The 15,772-nt window shown below is 59.4% G+C and carries 13 protein-coding genes and 3 pseudogenes; 7 read left to right on the forward strand and 9 right to left on the reverse strand.

From position 1 onward, the window contains the following. Genes ACA069_RS02290 through ACA069_RS02300 form a run of 3 tightly spaced genes read right to left on the reverse strand, consistent with a single transcriptional unit; the run spans position 1 to position 1,752 of the window. On the reverse strand, positions 1 to 261 hold the full coding sequence (locus tag ACA069_RS02290) for a phosphopantetheine-binding protein (RefSeq protein ID WP_201235862.1): 261 nt from the start codon (positions 259 to 261) through the stop codon (positions 1 to 3). Continuing rightward, entirely contained in the window at positions 242 to 1,051 is an 810-nt protein-coding gene (locus tag ACA069_RS02295) for a lysophospholipid acyltransferase family protein (protein WP_497616154.1), read from the reverse strand. Before ACA069_RS02295 ends, ACA069_RS02290 begins: the two co-directional genes overlap by 20 nt. Then, positions 1,027 to 1,752: a beta-ketoacyl synthase chain length factor gene (locus ACA069_RS02300; protein WP_401269139.1), complete on the reverse strand. Its 726-nt coding sequence runs from the start codon at positions 1,750 to 1,752 to the stop codon at positions 1,027 to 1,029. Before ACA069_RS02300 ends, ACA069_RS02295 begins: the two co-directional genes overlap by 25 nt. Positions 1,753 to 2,108: 356 nt before the next feature. On the opposite strand from ACA069_RS02300, the gene ACA069_RS02305 reads away from it, so the two are divergent. Continuing rightward, positions 2,109 to 2,879 (forward strand): ParA family protein, encoded by a 771-nt coding sequence (locus ACA069_RS02305; RefSeq protein WP_102355587.1) that lies wholly within the window; start codon positions 2,109 to 2,111, stop codon positions 2,877 to 2,879. A 51-nt stretch (positions 2,880 to 2,930) separates the two neighbouring features. Here ACA069_RS02305 and trxC read toward each other — a convergent pair whose 3' ends face one another. Continuing rightward, on the reverse strand, positions 2,931 to 3,365 hold the full coding sequence (trxC, locus tag ACA069_RS02310; RefSeq protein ID WP_401269141.1) for a thioredoxin TrxC: 435 nt from the start codon (positions 3,363 to 3,365) through the stop codon (positions 2,931 to 2,933). 195 nt (positions 3,366 to 3,560) lie between these two features. Between trxC and ACA069_RS02315 the strand changes: the two genes are divergently transcribed. Beyond that, complete coding sequence (locus ACA069_RS02315) at positions 3,561 to 3,857, forward strand: type II toxin-antitoxin system HigB family toxin (protein ID WP_489880400.1); 297 nt, start codon at positions 3,561 to 3,563, stop codon at positions 3,855 to 3,857. Continuing rightward, on the forward strand, positions 3,854 to 4,255 hold the full coding sequence (locus ACA069_RS02320) for a helix-turn-helix domain-containing protein (protein WP_489880399.1): 402 nt from the start codon (positions 3,854 to 3,856) through the stop codon (positions 4,253 to 4,255). The genes ACA069_RS02315 and ACA069_RS02320 overlap by 4 nt, the downstream gene beginning before the upstream one ends. A gap of 7 nt (positions 4,256 to 4,262) precedes the next feature. On the opposite strand, the gene selO is transcribed toward ACA069_RS02320, so the two are convergent. From selO to ACA069_RS02345, 5 genes and pseudogenes are all read right to left on the reverse strand, one after another. Next, positions 4,263 to 5,726 (reverse strand): protein adenylyltransferase SelO, encoded by a 1,464-nt coding sequence (gene selO, locus ACA069_RS02325; RefSeq protein WP_497616157.1) that lies wholly within the window; start codon positions 5,724 to 5,726, stop codon positions 4,263 to 4,265. Positions 5,727 to 5,774: 48 nt separating this feature from the next. Then, positions 5,775 to 9,128 (reverse strand): mechanosensitive channel MscK, encoded by a 3,354-nt coding sequence (gene mscK, locus ACA069_RS02330; protein WP_489880397.1) that lies wholly within the window; start codon positions 9,126 to 9,128, stop codon positions 5,775 to 5,777. A 34-nt stretch (positions 9,129 to 9,162) separates the two neighbouring features. Further along, positions 9,163 to 10,905 (reverse strand): potassium/proton antiporter, encoded by a 1,743-nt coding sequence (locus tag ACA069_RS02335; RefSeq protein WP_187679638.1) that lies wholly within the window; start codon positions 10,903 to 10,905, stop codon positions 9,163 to 9,165. Between the two features lie 325 nt (positions 10,906 to 11,230). Further along, positions 11,231 to 12,101: pseudogene (locus ACA069_RS02340) on the reverse strand (methyl-accepting chemotaxis protein). A 30-nt stretch (positions 12,102 to 12,131) separates the two neighbouring features. Continuing rightward, positions 12,132 to 12,959, reverse strand: a pseudogene (locus tag ACA069_RS02345) (MCP four helix bundle domain-containing protein); the annotation flags it as partial. A gap of 171 nt (positions 12,960 to 13,130) precedes the next feature. Here ACA069_RS02345 and ACA069_RS02350 point away from each other — a divergent pair. The 4 genes and pseudogenes from ACA069_RS02350 (at position 13,131) to ACA069_RS02365 (ending at position 15,712) form a co-directional block, all read left to right on the forward strand. After that, complete coding sequence (locus ACA069_RS02350; protein ID WP_016987570.1) at positions 13,131 to 13,361, forward strand: hypothetical protein; 231 nt, start codon at positions 13,131 to 13,133, stop codon at positions 13,359 to 13,361. After that, a complete protein-coding gene (locus ACA069_RS02355) occupies positions 13,358 to 13,660 on the forward strand; it encodes a cell division protein ZapA (protein WP_016987569.1) in 303 nt (100 codons plus the stop codon). Before ACA069_RS02350 ends, ACA069_RS02355 begins: the two co-directional genes overlap by 4 nt. Before the next feature lie 144 nt (positions 13,661 to 13,804). Beyond that, a pseudogene (locus ACA069_RS02360) lies at positions 13,805 to 14,845 on the forward strand (cache domain-containing protein); the annotation flags it as partial. 135 nt (positions 14,846 to 14,980) lie between these two features. After that, positions 14,981 to 15,712, forward strand: coding sequence for a methyl-accepting chemotaxis protein (locus ACA069_RS02365; RefSeq protein WP_404943128.1), 732 nt, complete (start codon positions 14,981 to 14,983; stop codon positions 15,710 to 15,712). The last annotated feature ends 60 nt before the right edge of the window (positions 15,713 to 15,772 follow it).

Consider the following 15,772-nt stretch of genomic DNA (forward strand, 5'->3'; position numbering starts at 1 on the left):
TCAAGCTGCCTGTTTTGCCGTGACGAAGGCCGCAAGGCTCGCCACGTTGGTGAAGTGGTTACGGGTGTCTTTGGCGTCGGCGTCGATCTTGATGCCGTACTTTTTCTGGATCGCCAGACCCAGTTCCAGCGCGTCGACCGAATCCAGGCCCAGGCCTTCGCCAAACAGCGTCTGGTCGTCGCCGATGTCGTCGACGCTGATGTCTTCGAGACCTAGGGCGTCGATGATCAGCAGTTTGATGTCACGGTGCAGATCGCTCATCTTCGGCGAGCTCCTTGATGAAGTAAGAGTGCAAATAATCGTTGAGCTTGCGCGAAGCCTGCGGTGCCGGGCCAAGCGCTGCGAATGTCTGTGGATCTATATCGGCCCCGACGCGAAAACTGAAATGCACGCGGCGGCTGGGGATCCGATACCAGGGCTCGGCTTTGGTCAGCGTGGTCGGGCTGACCTTGATGATCACCGGGGTAAGAATTTTCGCACCGCGCAGGGCAATCGCCGCCGCGCCCCGATGAAAGGACGGTGCCTGCCCCGGTTGAGTGCGGGTGCCTTCGGGGAAAATGATCAGGGTCTGACCGTTTTGCAGGGACTCGGCGGCGGCATCGAGCATGTCCATGCTGCCGTCATTGCTGATGTATTCGGTGCTGCGCAGCGGGCCACGGGTGAAAGGGTTTTCCCACAGGCTTTTCTTCACCACGCAATTGGCCTGACGTACCAGGCCGATCAGGAACACCACGTCGATCAGCGACGGGTGATTGGCGATGATCATCTGCCCGGGACGGCCGAGACGTTCAGCGCCTTGAATGTCGTAAGTGAGCACGCCGGTGCGGGCCATGAACCGGACAAAAAACCAGAACAGTCGACTGACGGTCTGCCGCGCGCGTCGGCGGTGTTTCAGGGCATCGCCCGGCAGGCAGCCGAGCAGCGGAAACACCAGTATCCGCAGGCACAGCCCGCCCAGCCCGAATAGAGCGAAGCTTGCGGCGGTGGCCAGCAGGCGCCAGTAATAGGCGTCGCGGTGTTTTTCGGTCACGGTTTGCGTTGCCAGGTCCATACACGATTTTTCCAGGCATGTTGGCAAAGGGTTTGCTGGCCGAGCAGGGTACGCAGCAGATTCAACGCGTGTGGCCAGTGCGCCTTGGACAGTGCTTCTGAGGTGCTGTTCAGGGTCAGCCGCCAGTCGGTACCCGGGGTGAGCAAAAGGCCTACCGCGTAAGGAAACGGCACGTCGTCGATCCACCGCGAATAGGCTTCGGGCGGTTGTTCTTCGGTGATTACCAGCAATACCGCCGGAGCGCCTTCATTGAGCAGCGCCGCGGCTTCGAGCATGCCGTGTTCGAGACCGTCACCCGCGGCGGCGAGGGCGGTCATTTCGCTGGTTTCGCCGCGCATGATCGACCACAGACCGATGATCGCGTTGTGCACCGACAGGCTGAACTGGGTCGGCGACAGCGGTTCGTCCTTGGCCAGATCACTGAGAATCTCGTAAGTACGCGGAGTTTCGCCGTGTCGCGAGACAAACACCAATGGCAGGTTGTCCCGTCCGTCGGCCAACGGCCAGCCAACACTGAAGGCCATTCGCGCCAACCGACTGAGACGGCGGCGCTGCATGGCCGGCAAAAACGACACATCGGGCGCGGCATCGCTGCTCTGGAGCACGACCGGTTGTCGGCTCCAGGCCTGCCAGGCGTCCACGCTGTCGAGCCCCGGGGCCCATGCGCGCCATTGGGCGATGTTGAAGTTGATCACGGACATTCATCCCGCCCCTGCGGGCATTTGTTGACGCGTTGAGTCGCCAAAGCCGCAGCAGGCTTGACGTGGCGCTAGGCACCGGGTGGCGCGCATTATCCCGGTGCGACGAGTGTGTAGCAAATGCTGGTTACATTTTGCGCAACGAAATGTACCGAATGGTTCGCTGAAAAACTGTCAATTGGCCATTATCCAGATTGGCAGAGGCTTGTCTGTCGGGCATCTCGGCAATTGATGGCGGTTTTTAGTCGGTCTGCATGCGGATATTTGCACCTGACCTTGTAGTCCACCGCTGTGAAGGTAGCGAAGCGAGGCCGCGCGCATCTACACTCGGTCATTCTTTGATACACGGAGGTTTGGTCATGCGGCGCGTGGTGTTCAATCAGAAAGGTGGCGTGGGCAAATCCAGCATTGCCTGCAATCTGGCGGCGGTCAGCGCGAGCGAGGGGTATCGCACGCTGTTAGTGGATCTCGATGCCCAGGCCAACTCCACTCAGTATCTGACCGGGCTTACCGGCGACGACATCCCGATGGGCATTGCCGACTTCTTCAAGCAGACCCTGTCTTCCGGACCTTTTTCGAAAAAGAACCAGGCCGATATTTACGAAACCCCGTTCGACAACCTGCACATCATCACCGCCACGGCCGAGCTGGCCGACCTGCAGCCCAAGCTTGAGGCCAAGCACAAGATCAACAAGCTGCGTAAGTTGCTAGATGAGCTATCGGAAGATTACGACCGGATCTACCTCGATACGCCTCCAGCGCTGAATTTCTACGCGGTATCGGCGCTGATTGCTGCTGATCGCGTGTTGATTCCTTTCGATTGCGACAGTTTCTCGCGCCAAGCCTTGTATGGCTTGCTGGCGGAAATCGAAGAATTGAAGGAAGACCACAACGAAGGGCTGGAAGTCGAAGGCATCGTGGTGAACCAGTTCCAGGCCCGGGCAAGCCTGCCGCAGCAGATTCTCGATGAGTTGATCGCCGAAGGTCTGCCGGTGTTGCCGGTGTATCTGACCAGTTCAGTGCGGATGCGCGAGTCGCATCAGGCCAATACGCCGCTGATCCACCTCGATCCGCGACACAAGCTGACCCAGCAATTTGTCGAACTGCACAATCTGCTCGAAGATGCCTGAAAACCAATGTGGGAGCTAGCAGGCTAGCTCCCACAGGGGATGCGCGGGGTATCAGATCCCCTGGCTACGCAGCCAGCTCATCAACTGCGGCAACGGAAACGCGCCACTCTGCCGTGCCACTTCCCGGCCGTTCTTGAACAGAATCAAACTCGGAATCGAGCGAATCCCCAACTGCGCCGACAACTGCTGATTGGCTTCGCTATCGAGCTTGGCCAACCGGCACTTGCCCGCCAATTGTGCCGCCGCCTGCTCAAACACCGGTGCAAACGACTTGCACGGCCCGCACCAGTCCGCCCACACGTCCACCAATAGCGGCAGATCGCCCTTGATCTGGCTGGCGTAATCACTTTGCTTGAGTTCGAACGGTTTGCTTGACAGAACCGCAGATTTGCAGCGCCCGCACTTCGGCTGGTCGGCGAGGCGCTCGGCGGGGATGCGGTTGAGTCCGTTGCAGGATGGGCAGGGGATTAGCAGTGGGTTGGTCATAAGCGAGATCCAAGGGAGAGCTGATAACAGCTAGTTGGAGACGTTTGCTCATATTTTCAATCGTGCACCTCTTCGCGTTATGCCTAGGCTGAGGACGAAGCAGGCGAGTCCGTTGGTCTGCCTTCCAGTATCGCAACTTGCGATATTTCTGGTTTGTGATTAACTCCCCATAGCAGAATGCGATAAGGATGTTGCATGCATGTGTTTAGTGAAAAACCCATTCGGGAGGCCAAAGAACAATGGCCTCAGGCAGCAAGTGCTCTGGCGCAGTGGTTTCGTCTGGCAAGCAGGAGTTATCCAAAGGATTTCTCGGCGATGAAGTCGATATTTCCCGCGGCCGACAAGGTTGGTGAATTCCATGTTTTCGATATCGGTGGCAACAAACTCAGGTTGATAGCTTTTGTCAGTTATCGATCTCAGCGGCTCTACATAAAGTACGTAATGGATCACCGCGAATATGATCGCGGCAAGTGGAAGGAGGGAAGGGCATGAGTGTTTTGATCAAAACGGTTGCCGAGCATTGGGAGTTTGTTTCTCCGTTGGTTCGAAAACCAAAGAACGAGGACGATTACGACTCCTTGGTGCAAGCTGTCGACGAGTTACTCGAGATTACGGGCGATGATGCATCACATCCGTTGATGAGCCTGGTCGATATCATCGGTGACTGGATCGAAGAATGGGATCACACCCATCACCCCATGGCCCAAGCGAGTGGCGAAGAGGTTCTCGGTTACATGATGCGCGAACACGGCCTGACCCAGAGCGACCTGCCGGGTGTCGGTACGCAATCTGTCGTTTCGGAAATTCTGAGTGGCAAGCGCAAGCTCAACCTACGCCAGATTCGTTGGTTGGCAGAGCGCTTCAATGTGCCGATCGATGTGTTTACCTGATTTTGGTTCAGGAAGAACAACTGATTTCCAGATGCTTGCCCCACTCCGGCGGACGCTCGGCGTAGCTCTCCATCCCCGGCTGCTCCTCGAACGGCTTGCTCAGCACCGCATGCAGCCGGCGCACCTCTGAGTAATCCCCTTGTTCGGCGGCATCGATCGCTTTCTGCGCCAGATAATTACGCAGGATGTACAGCGGATTCACCGCGTGCATCCGCGCGCGGCGCTGTTCCTGATCGAGCGCGCCATCGCGCGTAACACGGGCGACGTAACGTTCGCCCCAGGCATCGAAGCCTTTGATATCGACGAAGTCGTCACGCAATTGAGCAACGGCCAGTTCTGCGGATTGATCACCGAGCCGGCGGAAGAACAGCGTGTAATCAACGCCGCTGTTCTGCATCAGTTGCAGCAGGTTTTCCAGCAGCAATTGATCGTCATTTTCAGCCGTGGTGAAACCGAAGCGGCGGCGCATCAGGTCGAGGTAATGCGCCTGAAACAGCGGCAAATACAGACCCAGCGTTTCGCGCAACGCTTCGACGCTGATGAACGGCGTCAACGCTTGGGCAAGTGCGCTGAGGTTCCATTGGCCGATGGGTACCTGATTGCTGAACGAGTAGCGGCCCTGATCATCGGAGTGGTTGCAGATGAAGTTGGCGTCGAAGTCGTCGAGGAAGGCGAATGGGCCGAAGTCGAAGGTGATGCCCAGGATCGACATGTTGTCGGTGTTCATAACGCCGTGGCAGAAGCCGTAGGCCTGCCATTTGGCGATCAGTTCGGCGTTGCGTTCGACGATCTCGCGGAACATCGCCAGATACGGCTCAGGTTGTTCCAGGCATTCCGGGAAGTGCATCGCCAGCACGTGTTCGCCGAGCTGCTTCTGCTGCTCGGGACGCTTGGTGTAGTAGAAATATTCGAAGTGGCCGAAGCGGATATGGCTCGGCGCCAGACGCAGCACCATCGCCGCGCGTTCCTGCTTTTCGCGCCAGACCGGGGTGTCGGAGCCGATCACACAGGCTGCGCGTGAGGACGGAATGTTCAGCGCATTCAGGGCTTCGGAAGCCAGGAATTCACGTATCGACGAACGCAGCACCGCGCGGCCATCGCCCATACGCGAAAAGGGTGTTTGCCCGGCGCCCTTGAGGTGCAGATCCCAGTGTTCGCCGGCTTCGTTGTAGACCTCGCCCAACAGCAAACCGCGACCATCGCCCAGTTGCGGGGTGTAGCCGCCGAACTGATGCCCGGAATAGACCATCGCCCGTGGCTCGGCATCGGCCCACAGTTTGTGGCCGCCAAACAGTTCGGCGAATTCCTGGGTGTCGGCTGTTGCCGGGTCGAGGTCGAGTAGCGCGAGGGCCGCAGCACTCGACACCACCAGACGCGGATTGTCGATCGGCTCGGGCAGCACGTGGGCGGAGAACGCCTCGCCCAGACGGGCGAAGCGATTGTCGAAGGTCAGTTCGTCGAGGGCTTTCAAGGGCCGGCTCCAGCAGAGTGTCCGAGCATTCTGCTGGGATTAGACCGGTTAGTCGAGTTTGGCCGGCGGTGGCTCTTGCAGCGGTTTCTGCTCGTCGGCGACCGGCACGATGGTTTTGGTTTCCGGCTCGATTGGCACCATCTTGTATTCCTGACCGTGGAGGTTCTTCAGGTAAACCTCCATCTGGCGGAACGAGATGTTGATTTGCTGTTTCTTGAACTCGCGGTTGATGAAGCGGTTGACCTCATCGAGTACCGGGTTGCGGTCACCCAGGTCACGCACGTGCATGCGCAGTTCGTGGTCGAGGGTGCTTTCGCCGAAGTTGAGGAAGTACACGTGCGGCTCGGGTTCCTTGAGCACGCGCGGGTTTTCCCGGGCAGCCTTGAGCAGCAGTTCCTTGACCAGATCCAGATCCGAACCGTAGTCGACACCCAGTTTCAGCGTCACTCGAGTGATGGTGTCGGTCAGCGACCAGTTGATCAGTTGCCCGGTGATGAACGTCTTGTTCGGGACAATGATGTCCTTGCGGTCGAAGTCGGTGATGGTCGTGGCACGAATACGGATCTTGCTCACCGTGCCTGACAGGTTGCCGATGGTGATGGTGTCACCGATCCGCACCGGACGTTCGAACAGGATCATGATGCCGGAGATGAAGTTCGCAAAAATCTCCTGCATGCCGAAACCGAGGCCGACCGACAGCGCCGCCACCAGCCATTGCAACTTGTCCCAACTCACGCCGAGGGTCGACAGGGTCGAGACAAAACCGACGCCGGCGATCACATACGACAGCAGCGTCGTCGTCGCGTAGGCACTGCCTTGGGCCAGATTGAGTTTCGACAGCACGAACACTTCAAGCAGGCCCGGCAAGTTGCGCGCCAGAGCGAAGGTGATGCCGATGATGATCAGCGCACCCAGCATGTCGCCGATACTGATCGGCACCATGCTCATGTTGGCGCCGGTGCCGCTGGTGTATTCGTAGAGGGTGATGTTGTCGAGGTACGAGAACACCGAAATCAGGTCCGACCAGACCCAGTACAGCGCCGCGATAAAGCCGCCGAGCAGGGCCAGACGAATCAGGCGTAGAGACTGCTCGTTGACCTTTTCGATATCCAGGGTCGGCTCTTCGATCACCGCTTCGCCGTCGCCGGCCTCTTTCGCCGCTTGGCGTTTGGCCAAGGCGCGCTGATAGGCGAGACGTCGCGCCGCGACACTCAGACCACGGACGAAAGTGGCTTCGATCACCAACCAGAACATCAGCAAGTAGAGGGTATTGATCAAGCGGTCGCTGAGTTTCAGCGCGGTGTAGTAGTAGCCGAAGCACACCGCGACGAACAGGGCGATTGGCAGCAGGGTGAACATCACCCCGACAGCCTTGCGGAACAGCGAGGCGTTTTCGTGGGCCGGGCTGCTGATCAGCAAGCGACTGAGCAACCACGCCATCAACGCGTAGCAGGTCAGCACCACCGGCATGCCAAGCACATCGTCGGCGAGCGCCGCCGGTTGCAACTCGGCGACGGCCACCACGGCGACCAGCGCCATGACCACCAGCCCGAGTCGGCGTACCCAGCCTTGAAGGAATTCGACCTGGGGTTTTTCCCAGCGGAAATGCAACTCAGCCACGCCGCCCGGCGCGAGAATCCGGTAGGCGGTGTAGAACACCAGCCACGCCTGGCCCATTTGCAGCAGCGCCGCGCCCATGTTGGCGTTCTGGCCGCGGGCGTCGATCTGCAAGGCTAGACCGCACAGTCCCAGACCGAGCGCCACTGGCATCGCCAGCAGAATGTTGATCAGAATCGCCTGCGGGGTGTGCCACTGACTGTCGCGTTTGAAATGGCCGATGTCCTGGTGAACCTTGTTCAGCCGACCGTAGAGACTTTTGCGCCGCCACAGCAGTGCGCCGATCAGCAACGCCAGCGGCAGGAACAGCAAGGGGCGCTGGGTCAGACCGTCGGTCAGTTCGCTCAGGCTGGATGCCCATGGCAGCGTGTCGACCTGACGTTTCAGCCGCTCCGGCACGCCACGCATCCACTCCAGGTCCAGCGGCTTGTTGCTGGGAATCCAGAACATTTGCTCATCGAGGGTCGCGCGCAGGCTCTGGGCCGTGCTCAGCAGTTGCTTCTGGTTGAGTTGCAGAGTGATCGATTCATTGAGCATCGCACTCAGTTCGCGGTTCAGACGCTCCAGCAGGTCGACGCGAGTGTTGGCCAGATCCAGCAGGCTTTTGCGCAACTGCGGGGTGACGAGCTCTGGCGACTGGGTGGCCAGCAGATTGTCGACATAGGCCGCCGGATTGCTCAGCAGTTCACGCTGCTGGCTGACATCAAACTGATACAGGCGAATGTCGGCGATTTGATCGGCCAGATCACGGTCTACCTTGAGCCGTGGCAAGGCCTGCTTCTGTTTGTAGAGAATCTTCGACAGCAACAGGCTGCCCTTGAGCACGTTGATCTGCTCGTCGAGGGCCGAATCGCTCTGGGTCAGGGCGTCGAGTTGCTGTTTGGTTTGCAGGTTTTGCTGGGTGACTTCGTTGAGGCGGTCGGTGCTTTTGAGCAGGTAGTCCGAGAGCTTGAGGTTGGCTGCGCTTTCTGTGGCAAGCAGGCTGCTGCTGCCGGCCTTTTGCGCCTCGATTGACTGTTGGGTGACGGTTTCCTGAGATTGCGCCAGACGCTTCTGGTTGATCAGGGTTTGCAGTTCCTGAATCTCGCGGTCGAGGCGGTCGGATTTTTCCGAGAGCAAGTCATGTTGAGCGTTGCCCAGGTCTTGCAACTGGCTGTTACCGGCCAGTTCCTGACGGCGCAGCGGGATCAGCGCATTCAGTGCCGCCAGCTCGGCGTTCAACTGGTCGCGTTGCTCGTTGCTGACAGTCTTGCCGGCGTCTTTGCCGGACTTGAGGATGTTGTTTATCTGCTGGATGCGCGTCTGGCTGGCGGAAATTTCTGCCTGGGCGCGTTCGGGGCGGGTCTGGGCTGTGATGATCAGGCTGTTGGCGTCGGCCAAGGCCTTTTGCAGATCACTTTGCTGAGTCGAGCGGTCGGTGAGGATCTGCTCCAGCTGCGGGATCGACTCCTTGGGAAAACGCTGTGCGACCGGCACCACCGCAGTGGCCTTGAGGCGCGTCAGTTCGCGGGCATTCTCGATCGTCTGCTTCGGCGCCGTGGCCAACTGCTGCTTGAGGTCGATCAGCTTCTGTGCGTAATCACGCTGATTGTTCAGCTGATTGAGCGTGCTCTGCAGGACGGACTGCAGGGACTTTTTATCGGCCTCCGGCAGTTTGCTGTCGGCGAGCTTGTCCAGACTGGCCTGCACGGCTTCGCTGGACGGTGGTTCGGCGGCATAAAGCGGGCCGACAGTAAGACTCAGGCCCAGCAGGGCCGCGGCGAAAAAGGAGCGCAGGTTAGGCATAGAGACCGGTCAAGCAAGTGATAGTGGACGCAGTTTAGAGGAAGAGCCCGGGGCCCGGGCGACTTCCTTCGGGGAATCTGACGCCCACTTTGCCAATCTTGTTCCCGTCCATGACCGCGACGGTCCAGTGGGTGTTGTTCCACTCCACCTGGTCACCGACGATAGGAGCACCGCCGACTTTATGGGCAATGAAGGTGCCGAGGGTCATGTCTGGGTCGATGCCTTCGGCCGGCAAGCCATAAAGCGCTGCAACGGCTTTAAGCTGGGCGTCTCCTTCGAGCACGAAATCACCGAAGAAGCGCAGATCGAGGCCGCGTTGTGGCGCCTGGCTGAACAGTTTTCCGAGGGCTGGCAAGTTGTGTTCGTGGCCGATAACACACAGCAAATCATCGACTTCCAGCACCGTACTACCCGACGGATGGAGCAGTTGCTGGCCACGAAACAGCGCGGCAATACGTGTTCCCTCGGGCATTTTCAGCTCACGCAGGGGCGAACCGATGCACCATTTCTCCGCGCCGAGCTTATAAACGAACAGCTCCCACTCGCTGGTGACGTGCACTTCCAGTGCGGATCGGGAAATCGGTGCGGGCTCGGGCGGTACCGTCACCTTCAGTAGTTTGGCCACCCACGGCAGGCTCGTGCCCTGCACCAACAGCGACACCAGCACGATAAAGAACGCGAGGTTGAAGTACAGCTGCGCATTCGGCAGCCCGGCCATCAGCGGGAACACCGCGAGAATGATCGGTACCGCGCCGCGCAAGCCGACCCAGGAAATAAAGGCTTTTTCGCGGCCATGGAACGCCTTGAACGGCAGCAGGCCCACCACCACCGACAGCGGCCGCGCGAACAGAATCATCCACAGCGCCAGACCGAGGGCGGGCAGGGCGATGGGCAGCAAATCATGCGGGGTAACCAGCAAGCCCAGCACGAGGAACATGCCGATCTGCGCCAGCCACGCCATGCCGTCGAGCATATGCAGAATGCCGTGGCGACTGCGCACCGGACGGTTACCGATCACCAGGCCGCACAGGTAAACCGCGAGGAAACCACTGCCATGCAAGGCGTTGGTCAGGGCGAACACCACCAGACCGCCGGCGATCATCAGAATCGGATACAGGCCAGCGGCGAGGTTGATCCGGTTGACCAGTTGCAGCATCAGCCAGCCACCGCCCAGACCGATCACGCCACCGATGCCGAACTCGCGGATCAGGTGCGTCAGCAGGCTCCAGTGCAACCCGGTCTGGCCGCTGGCGAGCATATCGATCAGGGTCACGGTGAGAAAAACCGCCATCGGATCGTTGCTGCCGGATTCGATTTCCAGGGTGGCGGTCACCCGTTCGTTCAGACCTTTGCCGCCGAGCAGCGAAAACACCGCTGCGGCGTCGGTCGAGCCGACGATGGCGCCGATCAGGAGGCCCTGAATCATGTTCAAATCGAACAGCCACGCAGCCGCCATGCCGGTCAGCCCGGTGGTGATCAACACCCCGACCGTGGCCAGCGACAGCGCCGGCCATAACGCCACGCGAAAACTTGAAACCCGCGTGCGCAAGCCGCCGTCGAGGAGGATCACTGCCAGTGCGAGGTTGCCGACCAGATAGGCCGTGGGGTAGTTATCGAAAATGATCCCACCGCCATCGACCCCGGCCGCCATGCCGACCGCGAGAATGATGACCAGAATCGGAATGCCGAGACGGGAAGAAAGAGAGCTGACAAGAATGCTTGCGCCTACCAGCAACGCGCCGATCAAGAACAGGCTGTTGATGGTCGTCGCATTCAAAGGCAGTACTCCACAAGCGTAAAGACGGGCACAAACTGACCATGCAGTCTGCGTGCCAGCGATTCTAACCTGTTGAAATGTGATGCTGTCAAAAAGCTTTTTCAGTGTGGCATCAGGTTTTGTGTTCGGCGGGCTATTGCTGCCCTCACCCTAGCCCTCTCCCGGGGGAGAGGGGACTGATCGATGTGTTTGTGCGTGGTACGCCGACCTGAAAGCCCTAGTCGAACTCAGACTTTGAAAAGTAAGAAGAACTGCTCCCTTTCCCCTCGCCCCCTTGGGGGAGAGGGCTGGGGTGAGGGGGGAGCTTTTGATCCTGCTTTTGATCTTAGAGGCTGAACCGCCCAACCATATTGTTCAGGTCCAGCGCCAGGCGCGACAGCTCATTGCTCGCCGCACTGGTCTGATTCGCCCCGGTCGCCGATTGCACCGACAGATCACGGATGTTCACCAGGTTGCGATCCACTTCCCGCGCCACTTGCGCCTGTTCTTCGGCGGCGCTGGCGATCACCAGGTTGCGCTCGTTGATCTCGACGATGGCGGTGTTGATGGTGTCCAGCGACATCCCGGCACCACGGGCAATGTTCAGCGTCGACTCGGCGCGCTCAGTGCTGTTACGCATCGAATCCACAGCGTGTTCGGTGCCACTCTGAATGCTGCCGATCATGCGTTCGATTTCGCTGGTCGACTGCTGGGTGCGATGCGCCAGGGCACGAACTTCATCAGCCACCACCGCAAAACCACGACCGGCCTCACCGGCGCGCCGCTTCAATCGCTGCGTTCAGGGCCAGCAGGTTGGTCTGGTCAGCCAGGCCACGGATCACGTCCAGCACTTTGCCGATGTCGCGGGATTCATTGGCCAGATCACCGATCAGGCTCGCCGTGCTCTGCACGTCGGCGCTCATGCGTTCGATGGCGCTGACGGTTTCCTGCACCAGATCACGGCCGTCACCGGCAGAGGTGGTGGCGTTCTTCGAGGCTTCCGAGGTGCTGACCGCATTGCGCGCGACTTCTTCTACCGCACTGGTCATCTCGTTGACGGCGGTAGCAGCCTGTTCGATTTCGTTGTTCTGCTGAGTCAGGCCGCGAGCGCTTTCGTCGGTGACACTGTTCAGCTCTTCAGCGGCCGAGGCCAACTGCGTGGCCGAACCGGAAATCCGCTGCAAGGTGTCGCGCAGTTTCGATTGCATCTTGGCCATGGCGGCCAGCAGACGTCCGGCTTCATCGGAGCCGTCGACATGGATCGGCTGGGTCAGGTTGCCTTCGGCGATGGTTTCCGCTGCGTCCAGTGCCTTGGAGATCGGCTTGGTGATGCTGACGGTCAGCAGCCAGGCGAACAGCAGGGTCAGACCGCTGGCAATGATCAGCAGCGTGACCACCAGATTGAATGACATTGAATACTGATCAGCCGCACCCTTATCCGTTTCGGCGATTTGCTGGGTGTTGATCTCCAGCAAGCGCGCCAATGCCGTATTCACCGCTTCCGAATTGCTCAGCAGATCACTGTTGAGCATCTGCCGCAGTTCATCGATCTGGTTGTTGCGCGACAGGGTTTTCATTCGGTCTTCGAGTTGACGGTACTGAGCCAGTAACTGCACGTACTGATCGTAAGCCGCACGTTCCTGCGGGCCGTCGATCAACGGTTCGTAAGCGCGCTGGGCGTCGGCAATCTGCTTGTTACGCAGCTCGAACAGCTCAAAGGTTTTCTGCTGCACGTCCGGTTCACGGTTTATCAGCAACCGATAGGAAAGTACCCGCAGGCGCAGAGTCAGTTGGGTGAACTCGTCGAGGGTCTTGATGGAGGGCACGCTGGCGGTTGCGATATCCTCGCCTGCCTCACGGATTTTGCTCATTTGATTCAAGGCGAACACGCCGAGAATCAGCATCAGGCCGCCGATCAGGGCAAAACCGGTGAACGCCCGGGGGGCGATATTCATATTACGAAGGGACATGTGCGGATACCGAGGAGGGCCGCATCCATGCGGGCTGAGACTGCTGTTGAGTGACTTATCGGTCAGGCGGATGAACTCTTTAGTCCATGTGCGTATTTGTCGCATCCGGGTTTGAGCGACGAAGTGCAGGAACCAGATCGGCAGATCACAGTCTTTTAAACTCGCGAGAACGGTCTCCCGCCAGGAAAATCAAGGCTTTGCACCGGTTTAACCCTGGCATCCGTGGTGACTTTTCTTTATCGTACGCGCCCTTTGAAAAACGCTTGGAAGATCAAAATGTTGGAAGCATCCCTCAGCCAATTGGAACAGCTCGTCAGCGACCTGGTGCAACAGAACCAGAGCCTTGCGCAAACCAACCAGACCTTGTCTACGGAACTGGCCCAGGCCAAGGATGAGAACGAAAGCCTGCAACTGAACCTGATGGAACAGGAAGAAAAGCACGGCGCCACCGCCGCACGCATTCAAGCCCTGGTTGATCGCGTCAACGCAGGTCCTGTCAGCGCATGAACCACCACACAGCAGGGGTAAAAGTCGTCTCCATTCTCGGGGAGGACTATTCGATCAAGGCACCGGCCGGGGAAGAACAGACCCTGCTGGACGCGGCAATGATGCTCAAGGCCGCGCTGGATGACACCAAACGCAAATACCCGACGCTGATCGGCGACCGCCTGCTGGTGCTGGCGGCGATGAATCTGTGCTCGCAGCAGATTGAAATGAAGAAGCAGCATCAGGAAGAACTCGACCGTTACCAAGAGCAAGTCAGCGCCACGGTCGACACCATCGCCAAGACCATCAATCAGGGTTGATGGGGTTGCGCACAACCAAAGAATAGATTGTCGATTGGGTTGTATACAATCGGCACGGCTGTTGCATTGCTTCCGCCTCTTATTCTTTGGGGGTGCTCCATGCAGTTGTGGCGACGCAGTATTCAATGGCAGCTGATTCTCAGCATGGGCACCGCCCTGCTGGTCAGCATCCTGATTGTGGTTGGCATTTATACCCTGGTGGTCAACCGCCTCGCCCAGAGCTATCTGGTCGAACAAGCGCTGCCGTCGAGCATCGAAGCGACGCGCAACGACATCGAACGCATCCTCGTCCAACCCCTGACCGCCGCGAAAGATATCGCCAGCAACTCCATGGTGCGCGACTGGTTGGCAGCGGGTGAAGACAGCAGCAAAACGGCGGCCTTCGCGCAGTATCTGGAAGGCATCCGCGCCGAACACAAAGCATTTACGGCTTTGATCATCGGTACCGAATCCAATCACTACATCACCGAAAAAGGCCTGGATCGCACCCTGAGTCGGGCCAAGCCGGCCGATGCCTGGTTTTATTCCTTCCTCGATAGCAATCAGCCGCGCACCCTCAATATTGACAACGATGGCGCCACCGGCGAATTGGCGCTGTTCATCGATTTGAAGGTCGAGCAGGCCGGCAAAGTGGTCGGTGTCGCAGGGCTGGGGCTGAGCATGAAAGAGCTGTCGGAGCTGATCCACAACTTCAGCTTTGGCGAGCGCGGCAAGGTCTATCTCGTGCGTTCCGACGGTTTGATTCAGGTGCATCCTGAGGCGCAGTTCAGTGGCAAACGCACCTTGAGCGAGCAGATCGGTGCTTCGGCGGCGCAATCAGTCCTCGGTCAGCTCTCTACCTCAAAGGCAGCTGCCGTGACCAGCAGCTTCCAGCGCGAAGGCGAAGACTTCCTCGCCTTCAGCCTGCCGTTGCGCGACCTCGGCTGGACGCTGGTGGCCGAAGTGCCGCAGTCGCAGATCTACGCGGAAGCCCGCAAGGCGATGTGGCTGAGCGGCGGCATTGGTCTGGCGGTGGCGCTGGTATGCCTGGCGCTGGTGGTTTGGCTGGCTCAGGGGCTGGTGCGGCCGATTCGTCAGGTAACAGCGGCACTGGTAGCAATCGGTAGCGGTGGGGGAGATTTGACCCACCGGTTAGATTCCAGCCGCGCCGATGAACTCGGCGACTTGGCAAGGGGCTTCAATCGCTTCCTCGACAGCCAGCGCGGGATGATCGGCGAAGTGCTGACCACCAGCGAGCGTCTGCGCACGGCCGTCAGCCAAGTGGCGAAAGTGGTGGAAAACACCGCCGAGCGTTCCGGCCGCCAACAGGAAATGACCGACATGGTTGCCACCGCCGTCCACGAAATGGGCCTGACCGTGCAGGAAATCGCCCAGAACGCCGGCAACGCAGCGCTCGCCTCGCAAACTGCTCGGGATGAAGCGATGCAGGCGCGGGAAGTGGTGGGTGGTTCGATTCGACATATAGAAAGCATGTCCGACGAAATCGGCGTGGCGGCCGGTGCTGTGGGTGAACTGGCCAATCAAGTGGCGTCCATTGATTCGGTGTTGGCGGTGATTCGTGGGGTTTCTGAACAGACCAACTTATTGGCGCTGAACGCCGCCATCGAAGCGGCGCGTGCCGGCGACATGGGCCGTGGTTTTGCAGTGGTGGCGGACGAAGTGCGTACTTTGGCGCGACGGACTCAGGCGTCTACCGATGAGATTCAGCAGATGATCGGCAGCCTCAAGCAAGGTGCGGAAAACGCCGTATCGTCGATGCGCACCGGTCAGGCGGCAACCGGCACCGGGGTTGAGTCGAGCCAGCGTACCGGCGCGTCGTTGACCGCGATTACCGGGCAGGTCGAGCGCATCAGTGACATGAACCACCAGGTGGCAACGGCGACGGAAGAGCAGTCGGCCGTGACCGAGGAGATCAACCGAAACGTGCAGGGGATTTCCGATCTGGCCCGGGCGACGGCGGGTGAGGTTCGGGCGTGTCGCGAGGATTGTCAGATGTTGCAGCGGTTGGCGGATGATCTGGCGCGGCAGATGGGTGGGTTCAAACTGTCCTGAAAGGTATGTTGTTTGAACTGACGCCTTCGCGAGCAGGCTCGCTCCCACATTGGGCTGTGA

Source organism: Pseudomonas sp. LBUM1652 (assembly GCF_059716105.1).

Bases quoted from the DNA above. Each gene is read 5' to 3' on its own strand.
- ACA069_RS02290 (WP_201235862.1), bottom strand. From the start codon at position 261: ATGAGCGATCTGCACCGTGACATCAAACTGCTGATCATCGACGCCCTA.
- ACA069_RS02295 (WP_497616154.1), bottom strand. From the start codon at position 1,051: ATGGACCTGGCAACGCAAACCGTGACCGAAAAACACCGCGACGCCTAT.
- ACA069_RS02300 (WP_401269139.1), bottom strand. From the start codon at position 1,752: ATGTCCGTGATCAACTTCAACATCGCCCAATGGCGCGCATGGGCCCCG.
- ACA069_RS02305 (WP_102355587.1), top strand. From the start codon at position 2,109: ATGCGGCGCGTGGTGTTCAATCAGAAAGGTGGCGTGGGCAAATCCAGC.
- trxC (WP_401269141.1), bottom strand. From the start codon at position 3,365: ATGACCAACCCACTGCTAATCCCCTGCCCATCCTGCAACGGACTCAAC.
- ACA069_RS02315 (WP_489880400.1), top strand. From the start codon at position 3,561: ATGCATGTGTTTAGTGAAAAACCCATTCGGGAGGCCAAAGAACAATGG.
- ACA069_RS02320 (WP_489880399.1), top strand. From the start codon at position 3,854: ATGAGTGTTTTGATCAAAACGGTTGCCGAGCATTGGGAGTTTGTTTCT.
- mscK (WP_489880397.1), bottom strand. From the start codon at position 9,128: ATGCCTAACCTGCGCTCCTTTTTCGCCGCGGCCCTGCTGGGCCTGAGT.
- ACA069_RS02350 (WP_016987570.1), top strand. From the start codon at position 13,131: ATGTTGGAAGCATCCCTCAGCCAATTGGAACAGCTCGTCAGCGACCTG.
- ACA069_RS02355 (WP_016987569.1), top strand. From the start codon at position 13,358: ATGAACCACCACACAGCAGGGGTAAAAGTCGTCTCCATTCTCGGGGAG.
- ACA069_RS02365 (WP_404943128.1), top strand. From the start codon at position 14,981: ATGGTTGCCACCGCCGTCCACGAAATGGGCCTGACCGTGCAGGAAATC.